Genomic DNA, 26,312 nt, shown 5'->3' with positions numbered 1-26,312 from the left:
CTTTAAAGATCTCAAATACTATGGATGGGTTGCCAACTTCTTGACCTTTTGGGCATCCAAATTAGCGAGATTACCGCTATTTTGTTGGTCATAATGCCCATGGATAAAATGATCGAACCTCGCGCCATGCGCCTAGATCTTTAGTAGCGAAAGCTAAAGCGAGGGAGATGAAGTGCGAGGTCCGATCAAATTGGGTGCAATGCGAAAAGGCTATAAACGCACTAACTTGGTTGCGCCGAAGTGCATGGACACACAAATGATCATCGGCGTTTTTAAGTTTGTTCTTAAAATATTTTTTTCGCCCATAATGCTAGTCCCTCCCAGAGCATAATTGGCAACCAAGACATATGTTTTCTTCAACATATGGCACCTGATATTATCGTTATTGGTCACCGCCATTTTATGGTTCGGCAACTCGAACAGGCTAATTCCGATTTGTGCATCAATCCAATGCTGAATCTGCATACCCTATGCATCTCTTGCAATGGATATCCGATCCATATGACGCTACGCTGTCAAACTTGTGATGTGTTCAAACATAAAAATGCTTGCCTGAAAAAAGCAGACATCACATCGCAAGATAAGAACGATCCAACAATGGACGTTTGGGGGGAGAACAGCGTGGCCAATGAAAAGAATGCAGGGGGCTTTGTTGCAACTTTGCGCAGCCTGCCGCCCCACGCCCAATTCTTTATTGTCGCGATCACTTTGACCCGATTGACCAGTTTTATGGTCTTCCCGTTTTTAGCTGTCATTTTGAGTGAGCGCTTGGGCGCAACCGTTTTTCAAATCGGCTTTCTGTTTACTTTGGGCGCATTTGTCGGTTTGGCGGCATCACCCATTGCTGGATTCATTGCCGACGGGATGCGGAAAAAGAATTTGATGCATGGCGCCAACTTGCTGACCATCATTTGCTTTCTAGTTTTAGCATTCCTGCCCAACTTGCAGGCTTACTTTATCGCGATCACCTTGTTCTCGGTCGCTGGAGGGGTGTTAGAGCCACTTTTGCGCTCATCTTTGGGCGAATTGGCCGAAAATGAAGAACAGCGCCCAGCGCTCTTCCATGTGCGATATTACATTGTGAACATTGCAGGCGCAGTCGGGCCATTCATTGGCCTCTGGTTTATTCAAAATGGAAACAACTCAATTTTCCTCATCGCTGCCGCAAGCTATGTTTTCTTGGGTTATGCCATTCAGTTCAAATTGCCAGAAATTGAGGACACGCCGACCGCTAAGGAACGTGGCTCAAGCCTTTCCGTCTTAAAAGAAGCTTTCAAACATCGTCTATTTGTCGCCTTGTTCATCTCTAACTTGCTGTTGGTCTTTATCTATGCGCAAACCGACGAGCCGTTGACCTTGCATATGATCAATTTGGGCGTGCCCGATCTGGCGGCGATCATCGCCATGCTCACCGTCACCAACACAGTTGTTGTGTTGGTCATTCATGGCCTGTTTATGAAGCAGATTATGGAAATGGGGGAGCGGACGGCCTTTCTCGTCGCCATTGCATGTTTGGGCTTGTCGCTATTGATGATTGCCATCAACCAACAGCAATTTGTCTGGCTTTGGGTTTTGGCCATCGGGGTTTCAACACTCGGCGAAATCATTGCTTTGCCCATGTTTCTCACCATTGTGGATCGAGTCGCGCCAAAAGATCAGCGAAACTCGTTTTTCGGCATCTACATGCTGTCCAATCTCGGAGGCGCCGTTGCGCCTTTGTTGGCCGCACAATTGATCATCACATTGGGCGGGCCAGTACTATTTTATGCTGCAGCCGCCTTGTGCCTGCCATTGGCATGGATCGGCTATATCGCTTTGAAAGAAAAACAACCAATTGCGGAGGAGCGGGAGATTGAATCCGTATGAAAAATTGGATGATCGCGCATTTTGGAAACTCGGCGTCGCCGAGCCCAAACAGGGCGAACTAACCCAAGTCTGGCTTCCCAAGTTTAAAATAGAAAAGCAACATGCCGTTGCCACCGCCGGCTCATGCTTCGCGCAAAATATTGGTCGCGCCCTGCGCAGCCGCGGCATGAATTGGTTGGTCACCGAGAAGCCCCCGCAATCTTTGCCACGCTCACTACACACAGCGCATAATTATGGGCTCTTCACCTTTCGCACTGGCAACATCTATACGCCTGCTTTATTGGCGCAATGGGTGCGCTGGGCATTAGATAGATCCAGCATGGACCAAGAAGTGTGGGAAACAGACGGTCGATTTTTCGACCCGTTCCGCCCATCAGTTCGGCCTAATGGTTTTGACAGCGTCGAAGATGTACTGGCCTCGCGCCACGTCACGGCCGAAGCAGTCAAAACAGCAATCGAACAAGCCGATATCTTTCTGTTTACACCGGGCCTTACCGAAGCTTGGGTCAACACGAAGTCAAAATCCATTTATCCGGCTTGCCCAGGCACAGTGCAGGGCACTTTCAACCCTGATGAGCATCAGTGCATCAATTTCGGTTTTGAGTCGGGCAAAAAAGCGTTGGCGAGCGCGTTCGACGCCATGCAGAGTCACAATCCAAACATCAAAATGCTGCTCACCGTTTCGCCTGTGCCGATCACGGCGACGGTAACTGGCCATCATGCGCTCACCGCCAGCACCTATACCAAATCGGTGCTGCGTGCCCTTGCTGGCGAATTTGCCAATGCCAATGAGCATGTGGACTATTTCCCATCCTATGATTTGGTCTCACCAGCCATGTTGGACCAGTCCTATTTCAACGAAAACAAGCGAACAGTTTCCCCGAGCGGCGTCGATTATGTGATGAAACATTTCTTTGAAGGCCTGGGGCAAGAGAAACAATCCAGCCCGGTTCCAATGGGCGATATTGTCTGTGAAGATGAGATTTTAGAATATTATGGCAAAGCATAAATTTGCACTGATTGGTGACTCGCACGCAGGCACCATTGGTCGCGCCGCAAGGGAGCGAGGCATCGAATTTGGCGGCGGCCCCATCGCGTCCGGCAAAGAGTTTTATTCAGAATTTTTCGAGGTAGAGCAGGGCAAACTCAGCTTTGTTGTAGAGGATACAATCCGCGTCTATGGCGAGCTGTGCCAGCTTTGGAGTGAAGATTGCATTGAAGATTTAGAGATCCCAATTGTCTCCACCATTGGTTCAGGCTTTCATTTCCCGGCGGCACGCGCCGTTTGGGCAAACTTCCGCGACGAAAATCTAGGCTTTACGCAAGACTTTATCGCTGGTCCCATGTGTCAATCTATCTTTCAACGCATGCAAGCGCCAATGTTGGCCTTTCATCAGCACCTAGTCGAGCAGGGCAAAACCGTGTTTTTCGCCCTACCACCACAACGCGTTCCAGACAGTGCTTGGGCTGAACTGTTCCGCGCGCTGCAAAATCGTGCAGTTAGCGAACTCACAAAAATTGGCTGTTCAGTCATCGATGTGCGCAATGACACGTCGGATAAAGAAGGCAATCTTCTGGCTAAATATTGCCAGGACAATGATCCAATTCATGGAAATACCGCCCTGGGCAAAAAGATGTTAGAGGCCGCTGGCCTCTAAATTTTCTCGTAAGGCTTCTCGCCCACAAGCGTTACCCGCTCACCAAAGCGGGAATAGGGGTAATAATCCCAAATTGCCCGGTGCTGCGTGCAACGATTATCCCAGAACACCACGGTGCCAGCTTCCCACTGAACACGGCAGCTCAACAGCACTTCATGCTCAATCTGCCGGAACAGCATTTCCAAAATGGCACGGCTCTCAAACTCAGTGAGCTGCAAAATGCGCGTTGTAAAACCGGGATTGATATAGAGCATTTTTGCACCCGTTTCCGGATGCTTCACCACAATTGGGTGCTCAATTTTTGGCAAGTTGGGTGGCGCTTCATACCCAGCCCATGGCAGCGCCGCATCATGGATTGCTGTCATGCCTTCCAGCATTTCTTTCATGCCCGGCGAAAGCATTTCATAGGCCAAATGCATATTAGCAAAAACCGTGTCGCCACCGCATCCAATTTCGGGGATTTGGTGGATGTGCAGCATCTGTGCCCAAGCGGGCTGTTCCGATGCAGTGCCGTCTGTGTGCCAAACTTCACCCGCCACAAATTGCGAAGCGTCCGAGGCTTGGATCAACACAATCTCGGGATCATCGCCATCAATATCTTCAAGCGCCATTTTCCGTAGCGTGCCAAAATTGCGGGCAAACTCTTTTTGCTGTTCCGTATCAATTTTTTGATCTCGGAAAACCAACACATGATATTCATTCAGCGCTTGCCGCAACTCAGCAACCTGATCTTTGCTAATCGGTTGTGACATATCGATGCCGCTCACTTCGCCACCGATAACCGGGTTGAAGCGCTTCACATTGATGGTCTTAAAGTCAGTCTTTTTGGCCGTGGCAATCTTTTTGATCGCTTCTAAATTGGTGTGGTCCATTTCTCTCTCCCAGATAACAATTCTTTTTGTCCGTTTGTTTTAATTGATGGCCTGCTGCAGTTTTTCCTGCAATTCTGTTGCCAATTCTGCTTGGCTTTTGGGGCCCAAGGCATTCTGATAGCTGCGCATCAAGCCACGTAAAAATGCGTCAGGGCAGCTATTCAAAAATTCGTCGACGCTTCTGGTCTCGAAGCTTTTGGCAATGCCATCGCCCATCGCCGCACTTACTGTACGGTTGAAAAAGGCAAGCATCGCATTGGTGTCTGTCTCGGCATAATATTCCGCATAATTCTCTGCACTGCCGAAATGCTCATTGATCATGTCTTGATTTTTGCCAGCAAATTCCATGGCACTTTCATGGGCCGCATCATAAGTCGCGTCATAGGCAAAGGATTGACCTGTCTGCTGCTCAAACATGTCCCGCAATGCTGCTGCCCAAAGCGTGCCAACATAGGTGCCGTCTGTTATCCATTGCTGCGCCAAAGTTTCAACGCGCTGAAGGGGCGACAAATCCTCAGCCCGCAATTGCGAAACAGTTTTCGCCACGGGCAACAGCCCATCACAAACCCATTTAATCACCGCATCAAAATCATCTTTTTCGACATCATTGGAGGCGAGCGGCGGAATATCTTTCGCTGCCGCATTGGCACTTAAAATGTGTGAAAGGGTGAGGGCCCAATGGGGACTATTATTCATTATTTGGGGCCTCATTTGATGCAGTATGGCTTTTCAAAAATCAGGTGATCAAGCGCATCAAATTTCGACCCGCAAAATCTATGATAAACCTAGCAATTCTGCACAATTGAGGCAAGTCAGAACACAGCAATTTACCGCTGAATTTACCGCTAAACAGCCAATTATTTCGGCCTGTGGATCATCAAATTCCAACAAGCGAAAAGAACCCGAAAAATCAACAACCGGATTATGCGTATTTAGCCGCACATCGATAGTGTTGAGCTCATCAATCAACCCTGTCGCCGTCACCTTTAACAGCGCTTCTTTGCGCACCCACATGCGCAAAAACGTGCTGCCTTGTTCGGCAGCATCTTTTTGAGTAATCCAAGCTTTCTCATTGGCGTGACACACCATATCGATCAAACTGTCAGCTTCTTTTTTGCGCGACATTGTTTCGATATCCACGCCCACAGCGTGATGCCGATGAAAGGCAACCGCAACAGCTTGTTGCGTATGAGAAATATTGAATTGCACGCCCTGACAATGTGGCTTGCCATTTTCCGTCAGCTCAAAGTCAAGTGTGGGTAGATCCAGAAAATACCGGACCAAAGTACGGCCTAAAATGTGCGCCTCGCGTTGCGCAACGACCAAAACCCGATCAAATTTCGCCGTTTCGTTTAGCGTAATTTGGGGCTTCATATCCTTGAGTTCATCAATAGATGCATGAAATACGGCTGCTTTATCCGCATCTAGCGCCTTATGTATGCGCGACCGACATGCCTCAAGTTGCTCAGGCAGTGACATGAGTTTTTCGCGCCACAAAATCATTGACGATATATTGCAATTCCCGGCTGGGCGCCTCATGCATATTGTGCTCACCGTCAATTTGCTGAAGGTCAAATTGCCCGCTTGTAAACTGAGCCCAAGGTTGCATAGTCTCAGGGCGGGTCACGCTGTCCTGATTCCCAGCGATCGCTAGAATGTCTGTAGAAATGCCTCTTCCGCTCACTGGCTTATAGGCCGCACACATCCGAAAATCGCTGATAATTGTTGGCAACAATAATTCCAATAATTCAGGATATTGCATAAGTTCTTTAAAGTGAGGGTTGAACGTCAACAAATCATCGGTGATCCGCGCTTCATCCTCTAGTGTTGGCAATTCCCGCGGCTGGTCGGGTGAGGGTGACGTCAGTGCAATGATGAACTCAGGTGCTTGCTCGATCTGCTCAAACCGCCACGCCAACTCATACGCAATCCATCCGCCCATGCTGGAGCCCAGAAACGCAAAGCGATTCATTGGGCCGGCCCGCAGTTCATCGAACACATCATCACAAAGGCGCTGAAAATCGCTTGGTGGCACATCATCAAGCCGCACACCGCGTCCCGGCAAGGTGACAGGGGTCACCTGCACATCATTGCTCAGAAAACGCTCCCAGCTCTTAAATATGGCCGCGTCAGCGCCAGCCTGTGGAAAACAGAAAAGCTGCAATGCAGAAGTAGCGGCAGGCATAAAAACAAGCTCCAAATCAATGCGCAAATCACCATTGGCATGCATATAAGCAGACCTGTTTCAAATTCACAAATGATTGGGAGAAAAGACGAAATATCGGGTGCAAGCGCAAAAGCTCGCGCAAAAACACACCCAATTACCCAAAGCAATCTGCGTGAAGAAACCTAGATAAGTCTTTGAAGGGAATGGTGTGCCCGGAAGGATTCGAACCTTCGACCGTCCGATTAAAAGTCGGATGCTCTACCAGCTGAGCTACGGGCACAAGAGCGTTGTTCATCAGCGAACAGCGCGGACAATAGTTTTATTCGCGTCTGTGTCAACCAGAATATTTCAACTTTCGAAATTTTTTCTAAATCAGCTCAAATCTTCCAGCGGAATCCCATCAAAACTGCCTGCTTCACACACGTAGCCCTGACGAATAATTTCTTTGCACAACCGTGTCGCGTCGCTCTCAATATCCAAGGGGCCGACCACAATTTGAATTTTATCTGATTCATTCACCACAGGAATCATTCTCGGTTCAAGGCCGAGAAGCAATGTGCCAACATTTGATTTGATGTTCAGCCAATTCAATTGCGCTTTGTCTTTCTCGATTTTGGGGCCCAAGATAACACCATAGGTCAATTCAGCTTTCGGCAGTGATTCCATAGCGTTGATGCCTGCAGTGGTTTGCGGATCAATTTGTCCTGCCTCAGAATTCACGTCACCACGATCAGCCATTTGAACATCACTTGCCGCGCGGTTATCGAGTGTCATTTCAATCGGCACCATTTCGCCGTCGATATCGGCCACAATTTCCGGCAAATCCTGTTTCAATTCAGGCGGTGTGCTCTCAGCCAGTGGCAAATTCTCAAACAAATAAGAGCGTGCGACCTTCAAATCTTCATCTAGGCGTATAATTTCTTCGCCATTGGCTTCATTGATAGAGGCCGTGATCAAACTCTTATCCAATTGCGCGCCAGGGGGCAGGGCTTCGAGCAATATCGGGATGCTGGATTCAAGTGCGCGCACACGCCGAGAAACAAACGTGTTGCTCTCCTCGCCAAGATTTAAGCGATTATCGGTCACATTGGTTTGTCGCTTCATGGCAGCAAATTCCATGCGAATGCCGCGCAGTTCGGCCTGCATCTGCGCCACTGTGCCTAAGTTGTCGGGCGTCTCTTTAAACATGTTATTCCAGCCTTTTGGGATCAAAAGACTGGCGGAAGAAAACACAAGCATAACGGTAAGTGAAGCAATAGCAACAAGACCCCACAATCGCATATCCGATTGTTTAAATTGATTGAGTTCTTGTTCTGTCATCACTATTTTCCCCAAAAGAGCTGCGAATCAAACCGTTAACCACAACTACTAATGCTGACATAAATTACCATTTTGCCAACACATTCGTGGCATATGCCCAATTGAAGTGTTCATAAGGGGTGGGGACCTTTCTTTTATGACTGATATTCTGACGATTATTTTGGGGGCCGGAGAAGGCACCCGCATGAAGTCTGATCAACCCAAAGTGCTACACAAGGTTGGCGGTCGCCCGATGCTTGGCCACGTGCTTGCCGCTTGCGCTGATGCTGGCGCCGCGTCGCGCCATGTTGTGGTGGGGCCAAATCACCGACGATTAAGTGAATACGCAAAATCGGTGGATAGCGAAATCACGTCCAGCATTCAATCAGAACGCCTTGGCACAGGGCATGCAGTGCGCGAAGCGCGGACAGCATGGGCAGATTTTCAAGGACACGTCCTCGTCCTCTTTGCCGACAACCCGTTGATTTCGCCTGAAGTGATCAAAGACACTGTGCAATGCCTAAACGAAGGCGCAGACTTGGCTGTCGTTGGGTTCCAAACGGATAATCCATTTGGCTATGGGCGAGTGATGATCGAACATGGTCAGGTGAAAGCCATCCGTGAAGAAAAGGATGCGACCCCGTCAGAGCGGAAGATCAAATTCTGCAATTCAGGCATTATGGGCTTCAAAGCTGACTGCCTGCGCGCTGTTATTGATGAGATCACCAATGATAATGCGAAGGGTGAGTATTATTTGACCGATGCGGTCGAAATTGCGAACGCCCAACAATTGCAGGTGCGCGGCGTTGAATGTCCATTTGTAAATGTGCTCGGCGTCAATGATCGTGAACAACTGGCAACCGCCGAACGCATTTTCCAAGAAGATCGTCGCTCTTATTTTATGCAAGAAGGCGTAACGCTTACAGCACCCGACACTGTGTTTTTCAGCTATGATACGCAAATCGAAAATGATGTGGTGATCGAACCGAATGTTGTGTTTGGCCCGGGCGTGACGGTCGAGAAGGGCACTCATATTCACGCGTTCTCCCACATTGAAGGGGCACATATCGGCCCAAACAGCCAAATCGGCCCTTATGCAAGGCTACGTCCCGGTTCCAACCTTGCTGAAGGCGTCAAAGTCGGCAACTTTGTCGAAACGAAAAAAGCCAATATTGGCAAAGGTTCAAAGGTCAATCACCTCAGCTATATCGGTGATGCGAAGATCGGCGAGGGCGTCAATATAGGAGCAGGTACAATCACCTGCAATTATGATGGCAAAAACAAATTTGTCACCGAAATCGGCGACAATGTCTTTATCGGATCAAATAGCGCCCTTGTGGCACCAGTTAACATTGCAGACGGAGCATATGTTGCCTCCGGGTCTGCAGTAACCGAAAATATCGAAGAAGATGCCTTGGCGATCGGTCGTGCGCGCCAAGTAAACAAACCAAATTATGCAACCCGCATCCGTGCGCGTTGGGAAGAGAAAAAATAGGAACATCTTATGTGTGGGATCGTTGGGATTGTCAGCACGACACCAGTCGCTGATCGAATTGTGGATGCACTTAAGCGCCTAGAATATCGCGGTTATGACAGTGCTGGGCTGGCAACTTCTGTGGGCGGACAAATTGATCGTCGACGTGCGCCGGGCAAGTTGACCAATTTGCGCGAACGCTTGGAAGCCGAACCGTTGGGCGGCACCATCGGTATCGGCCATACACGTTGGGCGACACACGGTGCACCAACTGAGGCAAATGCACACCCCCACACCACCAACCGGGTCGCCATCGTACATAATGGCATCATTGAAAATTTCCGCGAGTTGAAAGCGGAATTGGATCAAGATGGCTATCAGCCCGTTTCTGAAACAGATACTGAAATTGTCGCCCTCATGGTCACCCGCGCGCTTGATCGCGGAATGCCGCCGTTCGACGCAGCCGCCAGCGTCATCAAACAGCTTGAAGGGGCATTTGCCCTCGCCATGATGTTTAAGGGAGAAGACAATCTGATTGTCGGCGCGCGACAAGGCGCACCATTAGCCATCGGCCATGGTGAAAATGAGATGATCCTCGGATCAGACGCAATTGCCATTGGGCCATTCACCAACAAGGTGACTTATTTGGAAGAAGGCGATTGGGTCGCCATCACCAAAGATGATGCGCGCATTTTCGATCGTGAAGGGCAGCCCGTGCAGCGCGCAATGGCGCAAACACAGCTAGGGGTGAATGTTGTCGATAAGGGCAATCATCGCCACTTTATGCTCAAAGAAATCTATGAGCAGCCAGACGCTATTTCTCACACGGCCTCGCATTATCTCGATTTAGCTAACGGCAAAGTGAAGCTGCCGAGCGAACTGCCATTCGACTTTAAGTCATTAAACCGTTTGACCATTTCTGCCTGCGGCACCGCGTTTTATGCTGGCCTTGTCGCCAAATATTGGTTTGAGAAATATGCGCGTTTACCTGTCGAAGTTGATGTGGCGTCCGAGTTTCGCTATCGCGAGCCACCCATGGACGCTGGCGGTTTGGCGCTGTTTATCTCCCAATCTGGTGAAACAGCAGATACGCTCGCAGCCTTGCGCTATTGCAAGGAGAATGGCCAGCACATCGCCTCCATCGTTAATGCGCAGGAAAGCACCATCGCCCGCGAAAGCGATATCGTATTCCCAATTTTGTGCGGTCCTGAAATCTCGGTTGCCTCAACAAAGGCGACAACCGCTCAATTGTCCGTGCTGGCCTCTCTCGCCATCGCAGCAGGCAGGCAGCGTGGCACCATTTCAGAATCCGAAGAGTTTGAGTTGGTCGACATGTTGGCCAAATTGCCCGGTGCCATCACTAAAGCTTTGGGTGCCGAAGAAAAAATCGATCAGATCAGCCACGCACTCTCTAAGGCCAAGGACGTGCTGTATCTGGGGCGGGGGCCGTTGTTCCCAATCGCTCTGGAAGGCGCGCTGAAACTTAAAGAAATCACCTATATCCACGCTGAAGGCTATGCCTCAGGCGAGCTAAAGCATGGTCCCATCGCTTTGATCGACGAGACCTTGCCCGTCGTGGTGGTCGCACCGTCTGACGAACTGTTTGATAAGACCATTTCAAACATGCACGAAGTTGCGGCCCGTGGCGGCAAAATCATTTTGATTACAGATGAGGCAGGCGCAAAATCTGTTGGCGACGATGTGCACGAAATTATTATCGTGCCAGATGCGCACTCATTTGTGATGCCCATTATCTGCGCAATTCCGGTACAATTGCTTGCATATTACACAGCCGTATTTATGGGAACCGATGTGGACCAGCCAAGGAATTTGGCCAAATCTGTTACGGTTGAGTGATCGGCAGACTACGTAATCTCGATAAAATACGCTAAAGCCGTTGTATTGCGGATTCGGTGGTCTATATAGGTTTCTATGATGAACGATAAATACGATAAGAAGCATAGTGACGATCAAGCAGACCATGGCCATCATGTGGGCCCGGGCCGTCGCCTGACAAACTATTTTTTGACGGGTTTGGTGATCGCCGCACCGATTGGTCTGACGATCTATATCACTTGGTCCATCATTCGCATCGTTGATGATTTCGTCAAACCGCTGATTCCAGCGCAATATAATCCGGATACATATCTGCCCATCACCGTTCCCGGTTTTGGGTTGGTCATCGCATTTATCGCCATTGTTTTGCTCGGCTTCCTCACCGCCAATTTGGTCGGCCGCACGCTGGTGCAATTTGGCGAAAGCATTTTGCACCGAATGCCGTTCGTGTCTGTGCTTTACCGCGGCCTTAAGCAGATTTTCGAAACTGTGGTCAGCCAAAGCCATTCGAACTTCAAGCAAGTTGGCCTGATCCAATATCCGCGCGAGGGCCTATGGGCTTTGGTGTTTATCTCCACCAGCGCTAAAGGCGAAGTGGCAGATAAAGTACGCGGAGACGACATTATCAGTGTGTTTTTGCCCACCACGCCAAACCCAACGTCTGGCTTTTTGCTGTTTGTGCCCCGCAAAGACATCACAATTCTCGACATGTCAGTGGAAGATGGCGCCAAGCTTGTAATTTCTGCTGGTCTCGTGTCACCAGAATATCAGGCCAAAATGGCTGAATTGGCGGAAGAAGCCGAAGAAGCAGTGCAAGAAGACAATAAGGCCAGCTAGCCAGCCTTAATCAATGGAATCGCTAAATCTTTCCGGAACAAATAGAGCAGGGTGCGCAAAGCCTCGCCTTGCGGACCGGTAAGGCCAGGATTGTTTTCAATCAGGTTAGCCGCGTCTTCGTGCGCCATATCCAACAAATCCCGATGAAAATCTGGAATGGCAATGCGATAGCCCGGCATGCCAGACTGTCGCGTGCCCAACAAATCACCTTCACCCCGCAATTCTAAGTCGCGCTCTGCGATCTTAAACCCATCTTCGGTTTCCTTGATGGTTTCCAAGCGTTTTTGAGCGATTTCACTCAAATTTTCCCCATGCAGCAGCAGACAGGCAGACTTTTTGCTGCCCCGGCCCACACGACCACGCAATTGGTGCAATTGCGACAAGCCAAACCTTTCCGCATGTTCAATGATCATGATCGTCGCGTTTGGCACGTCAACGCCCACCTCAATCACAGTGGTGGCCACCAAAATTTGCAACTCGCCAGCCGCAAATTGCTCCATCACCGCTTGCTTGTCCGCGGCAGCCATCCGCCCATGCACAAGGCCAACCCGCCCCGGGAAGGTCTGGTTTAACGCTTTAAAGCGATCTTCAGCAGAGGTGGCATTCAAATGCTCAGATTCTTCCACCAGCGGGCACACCCAAAAGGCCTGCACACCGTCTGCCATGCGCTGACCCAATCGCGATACAACACGGTCATAGTCTTTTTCCGACAAGATTGCTGTATCAATCGGCTGACGACCTTTTGGCTTATCGGTAAGCAAGCTCACATCCATGTCACCAAAATGGGTCAGCACCAAAGTGCGCGGGATCGGCGTTGCTGTCATCACCAACAATTCGGTCTTGCGGCCCTTGTCCGATAAAGCCAACCGCTGATGCACGCCAAAACGGTGTTGTTCATCCACCACCGTCAGACCCAATTGCTTAAACTCAACACTCGATTGAAACAGGGCATGGGTGCCAATCACAATATCGATTTCACCCGATGCGATGCGTTCTTGAATGGCGCGCCGTTCGCCTTGCGGCATTTTCCCGGTCAAAAGCGCCACCTTCAGTCCAACCTGGTCGCAAATCTTCGAAATTGAGTGAAAATGCTGTGTGGCCAAAATTTCCGTTGGCGCCATAAGAGAACTCTGCGCGCCACTCTCTGCCATCGCCGCCATGGCCATCAATGCCACAACAGTCTTGCCAGCGCCCACATCGCCCTGAATCAACCGTGCCATTTTCCGCTTCTGCCGCAAATCTGCATAAATATCGTCTAATGCAGCCTCTTGCCCCGGCGTCAGGCTAAAGGGCAGGGCTTCACGCACCTTATCCGCCAAAGCGCCGCTAAACGCGCGCGCAATGCCTGTTTCTCTGGTGAGTGTCGACCGCACAATCTGCAAGGTCAGTTGCCCGGCCAAATATTCATCATAGGCAAGCCGCGCCCGCGCAGCACCATCCAGCGCCGCGTCGCCAGGCGTTTCGGGTGTATGTGTTTGCTGCATGGCATCTGCAAAGCTTGGCCATCCATTCATATTGCGTCGCGCATCTGGTGCCCATTCGGCCAAATCTGGCAATTGGGTCAACGCATCGCGCACGGCAGTCTGCAATTTCTTCGCACTCAATCCCTGCGTTAGCGGATATACGGGCTCCACCAGAGGCATTTGATCAAATTGATCGGGCTTCACCACAAAATCTGGATGGTTGATCTGCTTCTGCCCTTGAAACGCTGTCACCATGCCCGACACATAACGTTGCTCGCCTTCAGGCAGCAATTTCTCCAACCAGGCGGCACGTCCGGCAAAATAGGTCAGCATCATTTCGCCCGTATCATCATGGGCAATAATTCGATAGGGCAGTCGTTTGTTGCCCCGTGGTGGCGCTTGGTGCTGATCTATGGTCAGCAAAAATGTGGAAATTGCCCCTGGTTGCGCAAATGCGGCACCCGGTTGATGTCGACGATCCACCAATCCAGCAGGCATGTGCATCAGCAAATCAAGCAAAATGGCATCTTGGCCTTCCGGCGCACCGAAAAAGCGGGCCATGGTTTGTGCCAATTGCGGGCCGATTCCTTTTAGCTTTTTGACAGAGGCAAATAGTGGGTTAAGTTGTTGCGGCCGCGCCACGCCATGTCCTTCCTAATCGGGTTTCGACCATACATCAGCCTAAGCGAGCAAAAAAATCAATCTGGCTGCTGACAAATCCAATGATAGATCGTATTGAAGGCGTCTCTTCTTATTCGCTTTCATGAAGGTGATGCCATGATCAGCACAACCGACCAAGCCCATCTCGAACGTTTGAAACGGATCAAATACCGTGCGCACCATCGCGGTACACAGGAAATGGATATCATTTTGGGCGGATTTGTGGACCATCAAATCCAAAAATTTGATGCAGATATGTTGGATCGGTTGGAAACTTTGATGAATGAGACGGATGCAGACCTTTATCAGTGGATCATTGGGCAGCCGGGCACAACACAATGTCAGGATGTTGAACTGCTTGAAATGATCATTGCCTATCAACGTGAGAAGGTTGGTTCGGGATCCTAACTTATGGCCGATGGTAGCGACAATTTCAGCCTAACCCCCAGCACTTATTTGTGCGGCGTGCCAGATGGTATGCAGCCAATTGTGGTCAGCCAGCAGCTGGCGCAATTGCAACAGGATGCACCAGACGCTCCAGCCGCCGTGTTTGTGGCGCGCGATGGTCGCCGTATGCAGAAAATGGCTGAGCATTTGCGTCACCTATGCCCGAACCACGATGTGTTGCTATTCCCCGCTTGGGATTGTTTGCCCTATGATAGGGTGTCGCCAAATGTCGGCGTCTTGGCCGAGCGGATGACCACGCTTGCCCAGCTGGCAACTGGCAAAAATGCAGGCAAAATCATCGTCACGGCGGTCAATGCCATCGTTCAAAAAACGCTACCACCAGAGCTGGTTCAACAATTCGCACTGTTTTTCAAAGTTGGCGAAAATATCGGCACAGAAAAACTGATCGAATGGGCCAGCATTAATGGCTATCTCCGCGTGCCAACAGTGCGGGAAGAGGGCGAATTTGCCGTGCGGGGTGGTCTGGTCGATCTATACCCAGCTGGTGCCGAAGCGCCTTTGCGGTTCGACTTTTTTGGCGCGTCGCTCGAAACGATCCGAACCTTTGATCCCGAAACCCAGCGCACCTTAGCACAACAGAAATCTGCCGCCCTTGTGCCGATGAGCGAAGTGGTGCTGACGCCGGATGCCATTTCCACATTCCGCCGCTCTTATACCCGCCAGTTTGGGGGCGACACGGCAAATGATCCGCTTTATGCTGCCATCAGTGCAGGGCAGCGCTTTGCGGGAATGGAGCATTGGCTTCCATTCTTCTATGAAGATATGGGCAACTTCCATGATTACACAGGCGAAGCAACTTGGATCTTGGATGATCAGGTCAGCCAAGCCATTTCAGAGCGCATGGCGCAAGTCGCCGACTATTATGAAGCGCGCTTTGAAGCGCTGAATGAGCCGCAAACTAGCGGCGCGCCCTATAAGCCACTTCCACCAGATTTGCTCTATGATTTGCAGGATGACACCACCGAGTGGTTAGGCAACAAACTGCTGCAAATCACACCGTTCCAATCGCTTGAGCGGCCGGATGCAGAGATCAAGTCACTCGATGGGCAGTTGGTTGCCAACTTCTCACAGGAACGCCAAGCCAAAGACACCAATGTCTTTGAGGCTGTGCTCACCCGCATTAAGGCAAAGCAGGGCGAGGGCAAACGTGCCGTCATCGCTTGTTGGAGTGAAGGCACGCGAGACCGCATGGCTCAGGTACTCAAAGATCATGAGCATGAAAACCTCAAGCTAATTGAATTTTGGCAGCAAGCCGAAGAGCTGGGTAAAAATACCATCGGCTTGATCGTGTTGGGTCTTGAAGCAGGCTTTGAGACCGCGCACCACTTTGTCCTGTCAGAGCAAGACATTCTGGGTGAACGGATCATCCGTTCTCGCAAACGCAAAAAAGGTGCCGATGCGATCACAGAAGCGAGCGGTTTAGCCGCTGGCGATCTGGTTGTGCATGTGGACCACGGCATTGGTCGCTTTGTGGGCTTGAAAGCCATCGAAGTAACGGGCGCTCCGCATGATTGCGTTGAAATCGAATATGCCAAGGGCGATCGCCTTTATTTGCCGGTTGAAAACATCGAGCTTTTGTCCCGCTACGGCTCCGAAGGCGGTGCTGGCGTGTTAGACAAGCTTGGCGGCGTCGCATGGCAAGCCAAAAAGTCTAAGCTGAAACAGCGTATTCGCGAGATGGCCGATCAATTGATCAAGATTGCAGCCTCCCGCGAGCTCACCAAAGGTGAGGTCATCGAACCCACCACTGGGCTATATGAAGAGTTTTGTGCGCGTTTTCCGTTTGAAGAAACGGACGATCAGCTCAACGCCATCGATTCTGTTTTTGAAGATTTGACTAGTGGTCGCGCAATGGACCGGCTGGTTTGCGGCGATGTTGGCTTTGGCAAAACTGAAGTGGCCTTGCGGGCAGCGTTCGCCGTGGCGCTCACAGGCAAACAAGTTGCAGTCGTTGTGCCCACTACACTGTTGGCGCGGCAGCATTTTAAAACCTTTAAAGAGCGCTTTGCTGATCTGCCTGTCCGGGTGCGCCAAGCATCCCGTTTGGTTTCAGCAAAGGAGCTGAAATTGACCAAAGAGGGCGTTGCCAATGGTGACGTCGATATCGTCATCGGCACTCATGCCTTGCTCGGCAAAAGCGTTAAGTTTCATGACCTTGGCTTGCTGGTGATCGATGAAGAGCAACATTTTGGCGTTGGCCACAAAGAACGTTTGAAAGAGCTAAAATCAAACGTTCATGTGCTCACCTTGTCCGCCACGCCGATCCCACGCACCTTGCAAATGGCGCTAACCGGGGTGCGCGATCTATCGATTCTTGCCACGCCGCCGATTGATCGATTGTCGGTACGATCCTTCGTTATGCCCTTTGACAGCCTAGTGATCCGCGAAGCCCTTTTGCGCGAAAAATACCGTGGCGGCCAAAGCTTTTACGTGGTGCCACGCATCAAAGACCAAGGCGATATAGCTGCATTCTTGGATGAACATGTGCCAGAAGTGAGTTATGTGGTCGCCAATGGCCAAATGTCGCCGGGCGAGCTCGATGACATCATGAACGCATTCTATGATGGCAAATTCGACGTGCTTGTGGCCACAACCATCGTTGAGTCAGGTTTGGACATCCCAACCGCGAACACTTTGGTGGTGCACTGCGCAGATAATTTCGGCCTGTCGCAACTGCACCAGATCCGGGGACGTATTGGCCGCTCTAAAGTGCGCGCTTATGCCTTGTTCACCACACCGGCGCATCAAAAACTCACAGACACAGCAAACCGTCGACTTTCGGTTCTGCAATCGCTCGACAGTTTGGGCGCCGGGTTCCAGTTGGCTAGCCACGACCTCGATATTCGCGGCGCGGGCAATATTTTGGGTGAAGAACAATCTGGCCACATCAAAGAAGTTGGCTTCGAATTATATCAAGCCATGTTGGAAGAGGCCGTCGCCCAGCTCAAAACGGGCAATGATGACGAGGAAGTAGAAGACCAGTGGTCACCGCAGATCTCATTGGGCATGCCCGTGATGATTCCAGAAGACTATGTGCCGGATTTGCAAGTCCGGATGCAGCTTTACCGTCGTTTGGGTGATTTGAGCGAAGCACAAGAAATTGATGCCTTCGGTGCAGAACTGATTGACCGCTTCGGTCCGCTGCCGGAAGAGGTCAAACATTTGCTCAAAATCGTGCTGGTCAAATCATTGTGTAGGCGGGCAAATGTCGAAAAAGTTGATGCTGGTCCCAAGGGCGCAGTCATCACTTTACGCAACGGTGAGTTTCCAAATCCATCCGCACTTGTGCAACTTATTGCAAATCCAGCAGAAAAAGCTAAAGTGCGCCCAGATCAAAAGCTTGTCTTTGCGCGCAACTGGCCCGACAACAACAAAAAGCTGACGGGCGCGGCTCGAATTTTGGCCCAACTGGCCAAACTTGCTGAGCAAGGATAGGCAGAGGATTTATAAAGGAAGCGTGTCACGCGGGTGGAAACCATAATTGACAAAAGCAGTATGAATACTGTTTTTGTCATGTTATTGCCCGATTTAGCACGTCAATAGGGTGGAACTGAAAACGCGAACCGATAAAGCGTTCGCGAAACAATTAGGGTGCGTTATGTTCGATATTTTTAAGTCAGGTGCAAAACTTGCAGCAGCCGGCATGTTGGTCATGTCACTTGCTGGTGGCGCGTTGGCACAAGACTCAGGACAGCAACAAGAGCGGAAGCCAGAAGATAACTGGCTGAAAGTGTGCGACAAGCTAAGCTCAGGCGATCTCGCTTGTATCGTCCGCCAGGTTGTTTTCAAAGGTGGCAATAAAGTTGGCGCTTTCACATTGCGGGACGATCCATCAGGTGAAAACCGCTATTTGGCCATCGCGGAAATGCCTTTGGCTGTTCTACTGCCATTCGGTTTGACATGGCAGGTCGACAACACCAAGCCAATCCGCATGCCGTTCGTCACATGTGACCCGACCAAATGCACAGGCCAATTGGTGGTCAATGAAGCATTCATCGGCGCATTGAAGCGTGGCGCAAAGCTCAAATTGTCAGCCAAAAACCGTGCCAACAAAGATTTGGTGGTCGACGTGAACCTTTCAGGCTTCACCGCGGTTTATGAAGGCGACACATATTTCACACCAGCTGAGTTCCAAGCTCAATCTACTGGCCAAAATGCACTTGAGCAGCAATTGCAAGGTGTGGCGGAAGAATTGCGCAAAGAGAAGTCAGGCGAGGGCAGTGACCAGCCTGCTGAAAACACGGGCAATTAGAGTTTGCTGTAATTTTCTAAAATTTTAGCTGAAGTTTTTAGATGTTTGGGGCGCTTTTTAGCGCCCCATTCCTATTTTAAATGCCAGCTTTCTCAGTGGCGAAACAGACTTCAACGCCCACAATCCAGACAGCCGCAGAAGCTGTGCAGGCAAAAAGTCCGACAAGAGCGACTTGAACAGCCCATCCACAAAACCACCCGTTTTGATCAAATCCGGCGTCCGCTTTGCCGCATAAATCGCGCTCACACGGTCTGCATCAGCCCGGGTAAGCGGTTGATTCTGTGGCGAAACCTCATCAATCGCTTCAATCAATGATTCCACATCACGCAGGCCCAAATTCAACCCCTGCGCGCCAATAGGCGGAAAAGCATGTGCCGCTTCACCGACCAGCACCACACCATCCTTGCCCGCAAAACGCATATGCAAATTTGATAAGGGGAACACAAATCGTTTCGTCAGCAACTTAGCGTGGCCAAACAGGTGATTTGCCTTATCTTCCAACAGCTTCTCAAATTTTTCATCAGAAAGCGCCAGCGCCTCGTTCAGCACTTTATGTTGATCCAGCCAGACCAAATTGATCTTATTATTATGTGCAGGCACCAGCGTGAACGGGCCATTCTCATAATGGAATTCGATAGAGCAATCGCCAATTGACCGCTCAAATTCAAAGTCGCACACCAGCGCTGACTGTGCGAACTGTTCTTCGTCAAACTCAAAGCTAAACTGCTGGCGCACCATGGATTTTTTGCCATCGGCACCAACCAGCAAACGCGCCCGATGCTCGTTCTGGTGCGCATCGGTGATCACGAACACACCATCTTCCTGGCGGTCAATCAATCCAACCCGTGCTTCAACCTTGGTGATCTCACCCGACTGATCATCCGCAAAGGCCTGAAATCGAGGCAGCAAGTCCGCATTGGGGAAGTTGTAGCCAAATTGCTCATGCCCGGCCTCACGGCTGTCAAACAGCGCCTCAGGGCCACGCAGCAGGCGATTGGTGGCATCGATGATTCTGATCTGCCGCAGCGGATAGCCCAAGGCATCAGGATCAGGGCAGAGGCCCGAATCTTGCAAAAACTCAACGGTAGGCATCATCAAGGCAGAGGTGCGGAAGTCTTTTTCCATCACCGGTGCAAAATGCACCACCGATTTGCCGCGCGCTTTCAAAAGCCCCGCCAACGCGGCTCCCGTCAAGCCGCCACCCACAATTGCAATATCGTATTCAGCCATAGTTTTGTCCCACAATTTCAAGCGAGTATGTATGATCACACGCCAAATGGCCAATGTGAAATTGTCGCATTTCGCCCATGGACATTCTTTGTAGCTGATCTATTCTCGGTGTCCTACAGATGCTGCAAAAATCAGCCAAGCGGAATTGAATCAGGGAGATGCCTCATGCAAAAAATTGTTGTGAACGAAACAGGTGGCGCCGATCAGCTTCACCTTGTCGACTTTGAATTGGGCGCACCCGGCGCAGGCGAAGCGCAAATCAAACATACCGCCATCGGCCTGAACTTCATCGACGTCTATTTCCGCACCGGCCTTTATCCGGCAGAAACACCGTTTACGCCCGGCATGGAAGCCGCAGGCATTGTGGAGAAAGTGGGCGAGGGCGTTACCAACGTGAAACCCGGCGACCGCGTTGTTTATTGTGGCGCTATGGGGTCATACTCCACTCATCGCAATATCCCGGCCGATAAGCTTGTGCCGTTGCCTGATGGGGTTTCAGATGACGTCGCCGCAGCGTCGCTTTTAAAAGGTCTAACAGCGCATTATTTGCTTTTCCTCACCTATCAGTTGAAAAAGGGTGATGCGATGTTTGTGCAGGCAGCTGCAGGCGGTGTTGGATCGATTCTGTGCCAATGGGGCAAACATTTGGGCGGCCACGTGATCGGCGCCGTAGGTTCTGAAGAGAAGATGGCCCTTGCCGAAGCCAACAATTGCGATGTGGTGATAAACTCATCAAAAGATGATTTTGTTGAAAAAGTACGCGAGGCCACAAACGGGAAGGGAGTCCGCGTCGTTTATGATTCCCTGGGCAAAGACACTTTTGAACGCGGCCTAGACTGCTTGCAGCCACACGGCCTTATGGTGTCCTATGGCAACGCAACAGGCCCCGTATCCATTCCAGATCTCGGCATTTTAGCCCGAAAAGGCTCACTGCATGTGGTGCGCCCCATGCTCGGCGCCTACACCAGCACCTATGAGGAACTCACCAACAATGCCAAAGCCTTGTTTGAGGTGATTCAGAATGGCGTGGTGAAGGTGAATATCGGCCAAAAATTCGCGCTGAAAGATATTGCCAAAGCACATAACGCCTTGGAAAATCGAGAAACTACGGGCTCGACAATTATTTTGCCGTAAAATTTTGAAAGAATGGTCTTTAAGCCCTTGCAACTGATCGCAAGGTGCGATAGATCACCTCTCACATTGCGGGTGGGTGGCAGAGCTGGTTGAATGCACCGGTCTTGAAAACCGGCGAGCGTGCAAGCGTTCCGGGGGTTCGAATCCCTCCCCACCCGCCATGTTACTTTTCCTAATATCTTGCGGCTTTAAGACAAAGTTTTCCGTTGGCAAGCAACGGTAGAATTTTTGGTTTATTTTATAGTTTTTATGCCAGTTACTTGTAACGATATAGACACCATCAAAGCGCGATTTAGCTATGAAGCTGCGATGATGTATTTCAATCACATCGATAGAAGCTTAGTTGTTAGCTGCCTTGATGATTTAATGCAGCAGGGTGTTTGGGCAGATTCTTTTAATGAGCTGCTATTTCCTGAAACTGATCATTTTCACGAATTTAAAGATGCGGTTACTTCAGCGCTCAAAGACATCGGTGTATCATTTCCTCAGGATAAGGAAAGCGCACTTTGGTTCATCCTTAAGTTGCGACTAACTGATATTGCAAACGAGGAAATTGTGCCTTTGGACGGATTGGTAGATTTATTCGACAGAATTTATTTCGAATATGATTTTCACGCTAAATCTGAACATTGCCTAGGTGATTCACATGGAATTGAGCACTTGATTGGTATCTACCTGAGCTATGATGATTTTATGGAAGGCCCTATCGAACTAGTACGAAAGAGAACCGGATTTGATCAAACAATCATAGATCTCAATGCAGAAATTTTGCAACACGCCCGCGATTGGGTCACTAAGCAATCCGGTTAAACTTGACGTCAAAAACAACTAATACTTTCTATTGCCACTCACTCCACTACCAACCCGTCCCCAATCGCCCGAAACAAAGCAATCGCTTCAACCTCATGATCATGGAAATCAGGGTCTGCCCCGGTTTTAACAATCACAAGCTGTTGCTCTGGATGGATATAGATCATCTGGCCCCAGATGCCGATGGCAGCGAAGTCTTGGGTGTTGCCATCTGGTAGCCACCATTGATGGTGATAGCCCCACGCATCGTAAATTTGGCCACGCCGTAAATAGGGTTCTGGCGCGGAGCGGATTTGATCGATCCAGTTAGCATCAATGATTTGCGTGCTGCCCACACGGCCCATTTGGCTGATCATCAGGCCAAAGCGGGCAAAGTCGCGTGGGGTGGCGTTGAGGGCCATGAAACCGAGCTCAGTGCCGTAAATATCAGTGTTCCAAACCGCATCGCTACTCATGCCGAGTGGTTGCCATAATTTGGTTTCAACAAGATCACTCAAACTGGTGCCATATACCGCCATCAGCACCTGTGCCAAGAGTTGCGTATTGATGCTGGCATATTCAAATTGCGCACCCGGCACATTTTGGCTGCCATAGCTTGCGGTCACCGTTTTCAGCGGCTGAAACTGCAGGAACAGGCGCTCAAAAATCTTGTAACTGTCCGCACTTTCATCTTCATAGATTTCTGAAAAGGCAATGCCGGATGACATATTAAGCACGTGCTCAAGGCTGGCATGCCCAAATCCGCCTTCAGCCATTTCTGGCAAATATTTCACCACAGGATCATCAAAACTGTCGATTTTGCCCTCCTGTCGCGCAATTTGCATCAGCGTGGCGACCACAGATTTAGCAACAGAGAAGGAGGTTGCACGGCTATTTTGATCATATCCGTGCCGATATTCCTCATGCATGATCATGCCGTCTTTAATCACGAGCAGGGACGTTGTGTTGGTGCGGGTGAGAAACTCATCGCGGTCGCGTTGAGCGCCCTCAAATTGATAAGTTGCAGCAACATCCTGCAACGCAACTGCCCATTCTTGATGATTACTGCCTGCCTTGATGGTGCGGCTGGGAAACACATTTTCCATATGTGCGAAATGGTGCAGGCGTTTTTCTGGAGAAAATAGAGTGAGCTTTGGTTCTAAATAAAGCGCCCAAATGCCAAAAACAATGGCGGTGATAACCACCAAAGTGCCAACCAACAATCTGCCCATTCTGATCTCCTTCGTAATTTCGGGAAAATACGAAGTAATAGATATTTGAACGAATTGCAACCCTAGCTCAGCAACAGCTGAGCCAGGTTTCGATGTGACGAAGAAACTGCGAAATGCCTTCTTTATTGACCTTGTAGAACACAACATTGTCCGCGCGGCGAGAACTGAGAATGCCAGCTTTCTTCATCTGCGTCAGATGTTCAGACACTGTGGAAATGGCCAAACCAGACTTCTCCGCAATTTCACCCACCTTATGTTCGCTCTTATCTGTGAAGATTTCGAACAGAATCCGCTGGCGGTTTTTGTTGGCGAGTGCTTGGCAAAATTCCAAAAAGGCGGGGTCAATCCCGCTCGAATTTTTAAGTTTATCCATCATAACTGGCGTCCCGATCTCTGCGTTTGGTGCCGCGGTGCGCTTGCCACTTTCATAAGGCGCTGAAATGTTGGACATTGAAAATGGTCTTCATGAGGGCACTCCGCTGCGTGACGCAATCCGTCTCGCATGGCCTTCAGCTTTTCAATTTTCCGATCCAGTTGGTCCGCCTTATTGTGCAGCTTTTCGCGATCTATCCGTACATTTTCTCCTGCACCAAACATGCCCTTAATCTCATCCAGCGAAAATCCGGCATTCTGACCCAGCGCAATGAGCGACAGCCGCATTTCTGCGTCTGCATCAAATAAGCGCTTCAAACCTTTTCGCCCGACAGACTGGATGAGTCCCATCTCGTCATAATAGCGCAATTTAGAGGCGGAAAGGCCAGTTTTTTTTGATAATTGGGCAATATCAATCATTTAACACCTAAAGTTCACTTGAAGTTAGATTGATATGATTTGCCCCGTTTGGCAAGCCTAAGCCTGTTTGGGCAATCGGTTTTCAATGAAGATAAACAGCGCATAGAGCAGGGCGACGCCGAGAAACAAGCCAACAATATTTCGCGCCAAAAGGGCCGCACCCAACACATCATAATTCAAAAACGGGTAGGGGTATTCCCCGACAATCAGCCCACGTGCCAACGCCCACACCAAATATAAGACGGGCGGCAAAAGCATAATTGGAATGTCGCTGAACTTTGCGGTTTCACCACGTGGGGTGGTCATCCACCATGCGAGATAAAGCAGCGGCGTAACATAATGCAGGCCAATATCGGCAACGGCGAACAGGCCTTGTGGCTGCCAAAGCGGCGCTAAAACAAAATGATAAACCAGCATCACCACAAAAATCAGTACAGCAAACATGGTGCGCACATGTGCCTGACGGAACCAGCCTAGTCTTTCAACTGCGGTCTGAGCGGATAGGTGCACCAACACGACACCAATATTGGTGAGGATGGTGAAAAAGGTCAGCAAAAACCACAAGGCACCGAAAAGATTATCGCCATTGGCAAAGCGAAGCGGGGTGGAAAGATAAAACTGCAAAACGACAAACGCACAGCCGAGCGCCAGCCCAGCCCAAGACACAAATTTTGAAATATCCATAACCCGACCAATAAATCTAAAACTATTGAGATTATTGTCGGTTTTGGCTTCTATTCGTCAAGGTTTTCCAAAAATCGTTTTGTGTCTGCGCGGATCGCGTCGATCTTTTCATCTTTCATGCGATTGAGGGTGCCATAGGCATTATTCAGCCGCGGGTTGCCCTTCAACTTATCATTGTTGCGCAAAAAGAAATCCCAATAAAGATAGTTGAACGGACAAGCCTTTGGCCCGTTCTTTTGCGTCACCTTATAGGTGCAACTCTCGCAATAATTCGACATGCGGTTGATATATGCGCCGCTGGCCGCATAAGGCTTGCTGGCCAACTCGCCACCATCGGCAAACAAAATCATGCCCGTTACATTCGGCATCTCCACCCATTCGAAAGCGTCCGCGTAAACGATCAAATACCATTCATTGACCTGTTTCGGGTCCAGCCCCGCCAACAAGGCAAAATTGCCAAGCACCATCAAGCGCTGAATATGGTGAGCATATGCGTTTTCTTTGGTTTCCAAAATACATTGGCGGAGGCAGTTCATTTGCGTTTCGCCCGTCCAGAAAAACCAAGGCAAATCGCGCTGGGCATCCAACGCATTCTCTTCTGCATAATCCGGCATTTTTAGCCAATAAATGCCGCGCACATATTCGCGCCAGCCCAATATCTGCCGGATAAAACCTTCCACCGCATTAAGCGGCGCTTGTCCATCATAATAGGCAAATTCGGCGCGTTTCACCACTTCACGCGGGTTGAGCAACCCGCAATTGAGATAGAAGCTGATGTGGCTGTGAAACATCCAGGGTTCACCCTGAATCATCGCATCCTGATAATCACCAAACTGGCTAAACCGTTCGTCAAAGAACTTATCCAATGCATAAAGCGCCTGATCACGCGTTACTGCAAAATAGAACGGCTCCAAGTCACCAAAATGATCACCGAACCGTTCGGCAACCAACGCAATACAGTCTTGCGTAATCTCATCGGTTTGCCCGCGATAGGGGGCAGGCACATTCATGCCGTCGCGCGGCGGCTTACGGTTTTCTTGGTCATAGTTCCACTTGCCACCTTCGGGCTTATCACCATCCATCAATATCCGATGGTCCTGCCGCAACTGCCGATAGAAATATTCCATCCGCAGGTTTTTGCGTCCGCTAGCCCATTTTTCGAACCAATCTGGCGACACAAAAAACCGATCATCCTCGCGAATATCGACATCGATATCAAAGCGTTCCGACCATGATTTGATCTCTTCCAAAACCCGATATTCGCCGGGGAATGTGACAACTAGCTTTTCGGGTGCGAATTGATCTAGAGCGCGTTTTACTTCGCCAGAGAAGGAGCCTGCATTTTCTGCATCATCTAGTTTTGTGTAGCTGATGGGCAGCCCCTCAGCCTCCAATTCATTGGCAAAGTGGCGCATGGCCGAGAATAAAAAGGCGATTTTCTTTTTGTGGTGCTTCACATAAGTGGCTTCATCCCACACCTCGCACATCAAAATGTGATCTTGTTTCGGGTCGAATCCCTCTAAACTGCTGATATCGCGAGAGAGTTGATCGCCCAGAATCAAAATGAGGTTGCGCATACAAAGTCCTTGCGGCGGGATT

General features: G+C 50.0%; 24 protein-coding genes and 2 tRNA genes. 12 read left to right on the top strand and 14 right to left on the bottom strand.

Annotated features, from left to right (window positions below; translation table 11 throughout):
* Positions 1-210 precede the first annotated feature (210 nt).
* Positions 211-465 (bottom strand): hypothetical protein, encoded by a 255-nt coding sequence (locus ACP15Y_RS01565; protein WP_424981260.1) that lies wholly within the window; start codon positions 463-465, stop codon positions 211-213.
* Positions 466-501: 36 nt separating this feature from the next.
* Between ACP15Y_RS01565 and ACP15Y_RS01560 the strand changes: the two genes are divergently transcribed.
* The 3 genes from ACP15Y_RS01560 to ACP15Y_RS01550 are packed head-to-tail and all read left to right on the top strand — an operon-like array spanning position 502 to position 3,524.
* Complete coding sequence (locus ACP15Y_RS01560) at positions 502-1,866, top strand: MFS transporter (RefSeq protein WP_424981259.1); 1,365 nt, start codon at positions 502-504, stop codon at positions 1,864-1,866.
* Positions 1,853-2,875 carry a GSCFA domain-containing protein gene (locus ACP15Y_RS01555; protein ID WP_424981258.1) on the top strand — a complete coding sequence of 341 codons (1,023 nt, stop codon included), beginning with the start codon at positions 1,853-1,855 and terminating at the stop codon, positions 2,873-2,875. Before ACP15Y_RS01560 ends, ACP15Y_RS01555 begins: the two co-directional genes overlap by 14 nt.
* Complete coding sequence (locus tag ACP15Y_RS01550; RefSeq protein ID WP_424981257.1) at positions 2,862-3,524, top strand: hypothetical protein; 663 nt, start codon at positions 2,862-2,864, stop codon at positions 3,522-3,524. The genes ACP15Y_RS01555 and ACP15Y_RS01550 overlap by 14 nt, the downstream gene beginning before the upstream one ends.
* Here ACP15Y_RS01550 and ACP15Y_RS01545 read toward each other — a convergent pair.
* From ACP15Y_RS01545 to ACP15Y_RS01520, 6 genes are all read right to left on the bottom strand, one after another.
* Positions 3,521-4,396, bottom strand: a complete 876-nt coding sequence (locus ACP15Y_RS01545; protein WP_424981256.1) for a TauD/TfdA dioxygenase family protein — start codon at positions 4,394-4,396, stop codon at positions 3,521-3,523. The two genes, ACP15Y_RS01550 and ACP15Y_RS01545, sit on opposite strands and share 4 nt — an antisense overlap.
* Before the next feature lie 39 nt (positions 4,397-4,435).
* Positions 4,436-5,092, bottom strand: coding sequence for a hypothetical protein (locus ACP15Y_RS01540; protein WP_424981255.1), 657 nt, complete (start codon positions 5,090-5,092; stop codon positions 4,436-4,438).
* Between the two features lie 78 nt (positions 5,093-5,170).
* Positions 5,171-5,875 (bottom strand): 4'-phosphopantetheinyl transferase family protein, encoded by a 705-nt coding sequence (locus tag ACP15Y_RS01535; RefSeq protein ID WP_424981254.1) that lies wholly within the window; start codon positions 5,873-5,875, stop codon positions 5,171-5,173.
* Positions 5,862-6,626, bottom strand: coding sequence for a thioesterase II family protein (locus ACP15Y_RS01530; protein WP_424981253.1), 765 nt, complete (start codon positions 6,624-6,626; stop codon positions 5,862-5,864). The genes ACP15Y_RS01535 and ACP15Y_RS01530 overlap by 14 nt, the downstream gene beginning before the upstream one ends.
* A gap of 141 nt (positions 6,627-6,767) precedes the next feature.
* Positions 6,768-6,843 (bottom strand) — tRNA-Lys (locus tag ACP15Y_RS01525).
* Between the two features lie 92 nt (positions 6,844-6,935).
* On the bottom strand, positions 6,936-7,883 hold the full coding sequence (locus ACP15Y_RS01520; RefSeq protein ID WP_424981252.1) for a hypothetical protein: 948 nt from the start codon (positions 7,881-7,883) through the stop codon (positions 6,936-6,938).
* Positions 7,884-8,019: 136 nt separating this feature from the next.
* Between ACP15Y_RS01520 and glmU the strand changes: the two genes are divergently transcribed.
* From glmU to ACP15Y_RS01505, 3 genes are all read left to right on the top strand, one after another.
* Positions 8,020-9,357, top strand: coding sequence for a bifunctional UDP-N-acetylglucosamine diphosphorylase/glucosamine-1-phosphate N-acetyltransferase GlmU (glmU, locus tag ACP15Y_RS01515; protein WP_424981251.1), 1,338 nt, complete (start codon positions 8,020-8,022; stop codon positions 9,355-9,357).
* A gap of 9 nt (positions 9,358-9,366) precedes the next feature.
* The gene (glmS, locus tag ACP15Y_RS01510; protein ID WP_424981250.1) at positions 9,367-11,193 is read left to right on the top strand and encodes a glutamine--fructose-6-phosphate transaminase (isomerizing); all 1,827 of its coding nucleotides are present in this window, start codon (positions 9,367-9,369) and stop codon (positions 11,191-11,193) included.
* 78 nt (positions 11,194-11,271) lie between these two features.
* The gene (locus ACP15Y_RS01505) at positions 11,272-12,009 is read left to right on the top strand and encodes a DUF502 domain-containing protein (protein ID WP_424981249.1); all 738 of its coding nucleotides are present in this window, start codon (positions 11,272-11,274) and stop codon (positions 12,007-12,009) included.
* Here ACP15Y_RS01505 and recG read toward each other — a convergent pair.
* Positions 12,006-14,114, bottom strand: a complete 2,109-nt coding sequence (gene recG / locus ACP15Y_RS01500) for an ATP-dependent DNA helicase RecG (RefSeq protein WP_424981248.1) — start codon at positions 14,112-14,114, stop codon at positions 12,006-12,008. The two genes, ACP15Y_RS01505 and recG, sit on opposite strands and share 4 nt — an antisense overlap.
* A gap of 135 nt (positions 14,115-14,249) precedes the next feature.
* Between recG and ACP15Y_RS01495 the strand changes: the two genes are divergently transcribed.
* The 3 genes from ACP15Y_RS01495 (at position 14,250) to ACP15Y_RS01485 (ending at position 18,852) form a co-directional block, all read left to right on the top strand.
* Positions 14,250-14,540, top strand: a complete 291-nt coding sequence (locus ACP15Y_RS01495; protein ID WP_424981247.1) for a succinate dehydrogenase assembly factor 2 — start codon at positions 14,250-14,252, stop codon at positions 14,538-14,540.
* A 3-nt stretch (positions 14,541-14,543) separates the two neighbouring features.
* The gene (gene mfd, locus ACP15Y_RS01490) at positions 14,544-18,035 is read left to right on the top strand and encodes a transcription-repair coupling factor (RefSeq protein WP_424981246.1); all 3,492 of its coding nucleotides are present in this window, start codon (positions 14,544-14,546) and stop codon (positions 18,033-18,035) included.
* Between the two features lie 163 nt (positions 18,036-18,198).
* Complete coding sequence (locus ACP15Y_RS01485; RefSeq protein ID WP_424981245.1) at positions 18,199-18,852, top strand: invasion associated locus B family protein; 654 nt, start codon at positions 18,199-18,201, stop codon at positions 18,850-18,852.
* A 57-nt stretch (positions 18,853-18,909) separates the two neighbouring features.
* Here the strand turns inward: ACP15Y_RS01485 and ACP15Y_RS01480 are convergent, their stop codons facing one another.
* Positions 18,910-20,082, bottom strand: a complete 1,173-nt coding sequence (locus ACP15Y_RS01480) for an FAD-dependent monooxygenase (protein WP_424981244.1) — start codon at positions 20,080-20,082, stop codon at positions 18,910-18,912.
* A gap of 165 nt (positions 20,083-20,247) precedes the next feature.
* Between ACP15Y_RS01480 and ACP15Y_RS01475 the strand changes: the two genes are divergently transcribed.
* From ACP15Y_RS01475 to ACP15Y_RS01465, 3 genes are all read left to right on the top strand, one after another.
* A complete protein-coding gene (locus ACP15Y_RS01475) occupies positions 20,248-21,216 on the top strand; it encodes a quinone oxidoreductase family protein (RefSeq protein ID WP_424981243.1) in 969 nt (322 codons plus the stop codon).
* 70 nt (positions 21,217-21,286) lie between these two features.
* A tRNA-Ser gene (locus ACP15Y_RS01470) sits at positions 21,287-21,377 on the top strand.
* Positions 21,378-21,444: 67 nt separating this feature from the next.
* Positions 21,445-22,026, top strand: a complete 582-nt coding sequence (locus ACP15Y_RS01465; RefSeq protein ID WP_424981242.1) for a hypothetical protein — start codon at positions 21,445-21,447, stop codon at positions 22,024-22,026.
* A gap of 38 nt (positions 22,027-22,064) precedes the next feature.
* Here the strand turns inward: ACP15Y_RS01465 and ACP15Y_RS01460 are convergent, their stop codons facing one another.
* The 5 genes from ACP15Y_RS01460 to ACP15Y_RS01440 all read right to left on the bottom strand — a co-directional run bounded on the left by ACP15Y_RS01460 (position 22,065) and on the right by ACP15Y_RS01440 (position 26,290).
* Complete coding sequence (locus ACP15Y_RS01460) at positions 22,065-23,237, bottom strand: serine hydrolase domain-containing protein (protein WP_424981241.1); 1,173 nt, start codon at positions 23,235-23,237, stop codon at positions 22,065-22,067.
* A 67-nt stretch (positions 23,238-23,304) separates the two neighbouring features.
* On the bottom strand, positions 23,305-23,613 hold the full coding sequence (locus ACP15Y_RS01455; RefSeq protein WP_166638857.1) for an ArsR/SmtB family transcription factor: 309 nt from the start codon (positions 23,611-23,613) through the stop codon (positions 23,305-23,307).
* A complete protein-coding gene (locus tag ACP15Y_RS01450) occupies positions 23,610-24,029 on the bottom strand; it encodes a helix-turn-helix domain-containing protein (RefSeq protein WP_424981240.1) in 420 nt (139 codons plus the stop codon). Before ACP15Y_RS01450 ends, ACP15Y_RS01455 begins: the two co-directional genes overlap by 4 nt.
* 57 nt (positions 24,030-24,086) lie before the next feature.
* Positions 24,087-24,713, bottom strand: coding sequence for a Pr6Pr family membrane protein (locus ACP15Y_RS01445; RefSeq protein WP_424981239.1), 627 nt, complete (start codon positions 24,711-24,713; stop codon positions 24,087-24,089).
* Between the two features lie 50 nt (positions 24,714-24,763).
* Positions 24,764-26,290 (bottom strand): cryptochrome/photolyase family protein, encoded by a 1,527-nt coding sequence (locus tag ACP15Y_RS01440; RefSeq protein ID WP_424981238.1) that lies wholly within the window; start codon positions 26,288-26,290, stop codon positions 24,764-24,766.
* Positions 26,291-26,312 lie beyond the last annotated feature (22 nt).

The sequence above is a fragment of the Maritalea sp. S77 genome, assembly GCF_049801075.1.
Classification (GTDB): Bacteria; Pseudomonadota; Alphaproteobacteria; order Rhizobiales; family Devosiaceae; genus Maritalea.
The sequence above is the reverse complement of the archived record's forward strand: the minus strand, read 5'-3'. Positions and strand labels throughout refer to the sequence as shown.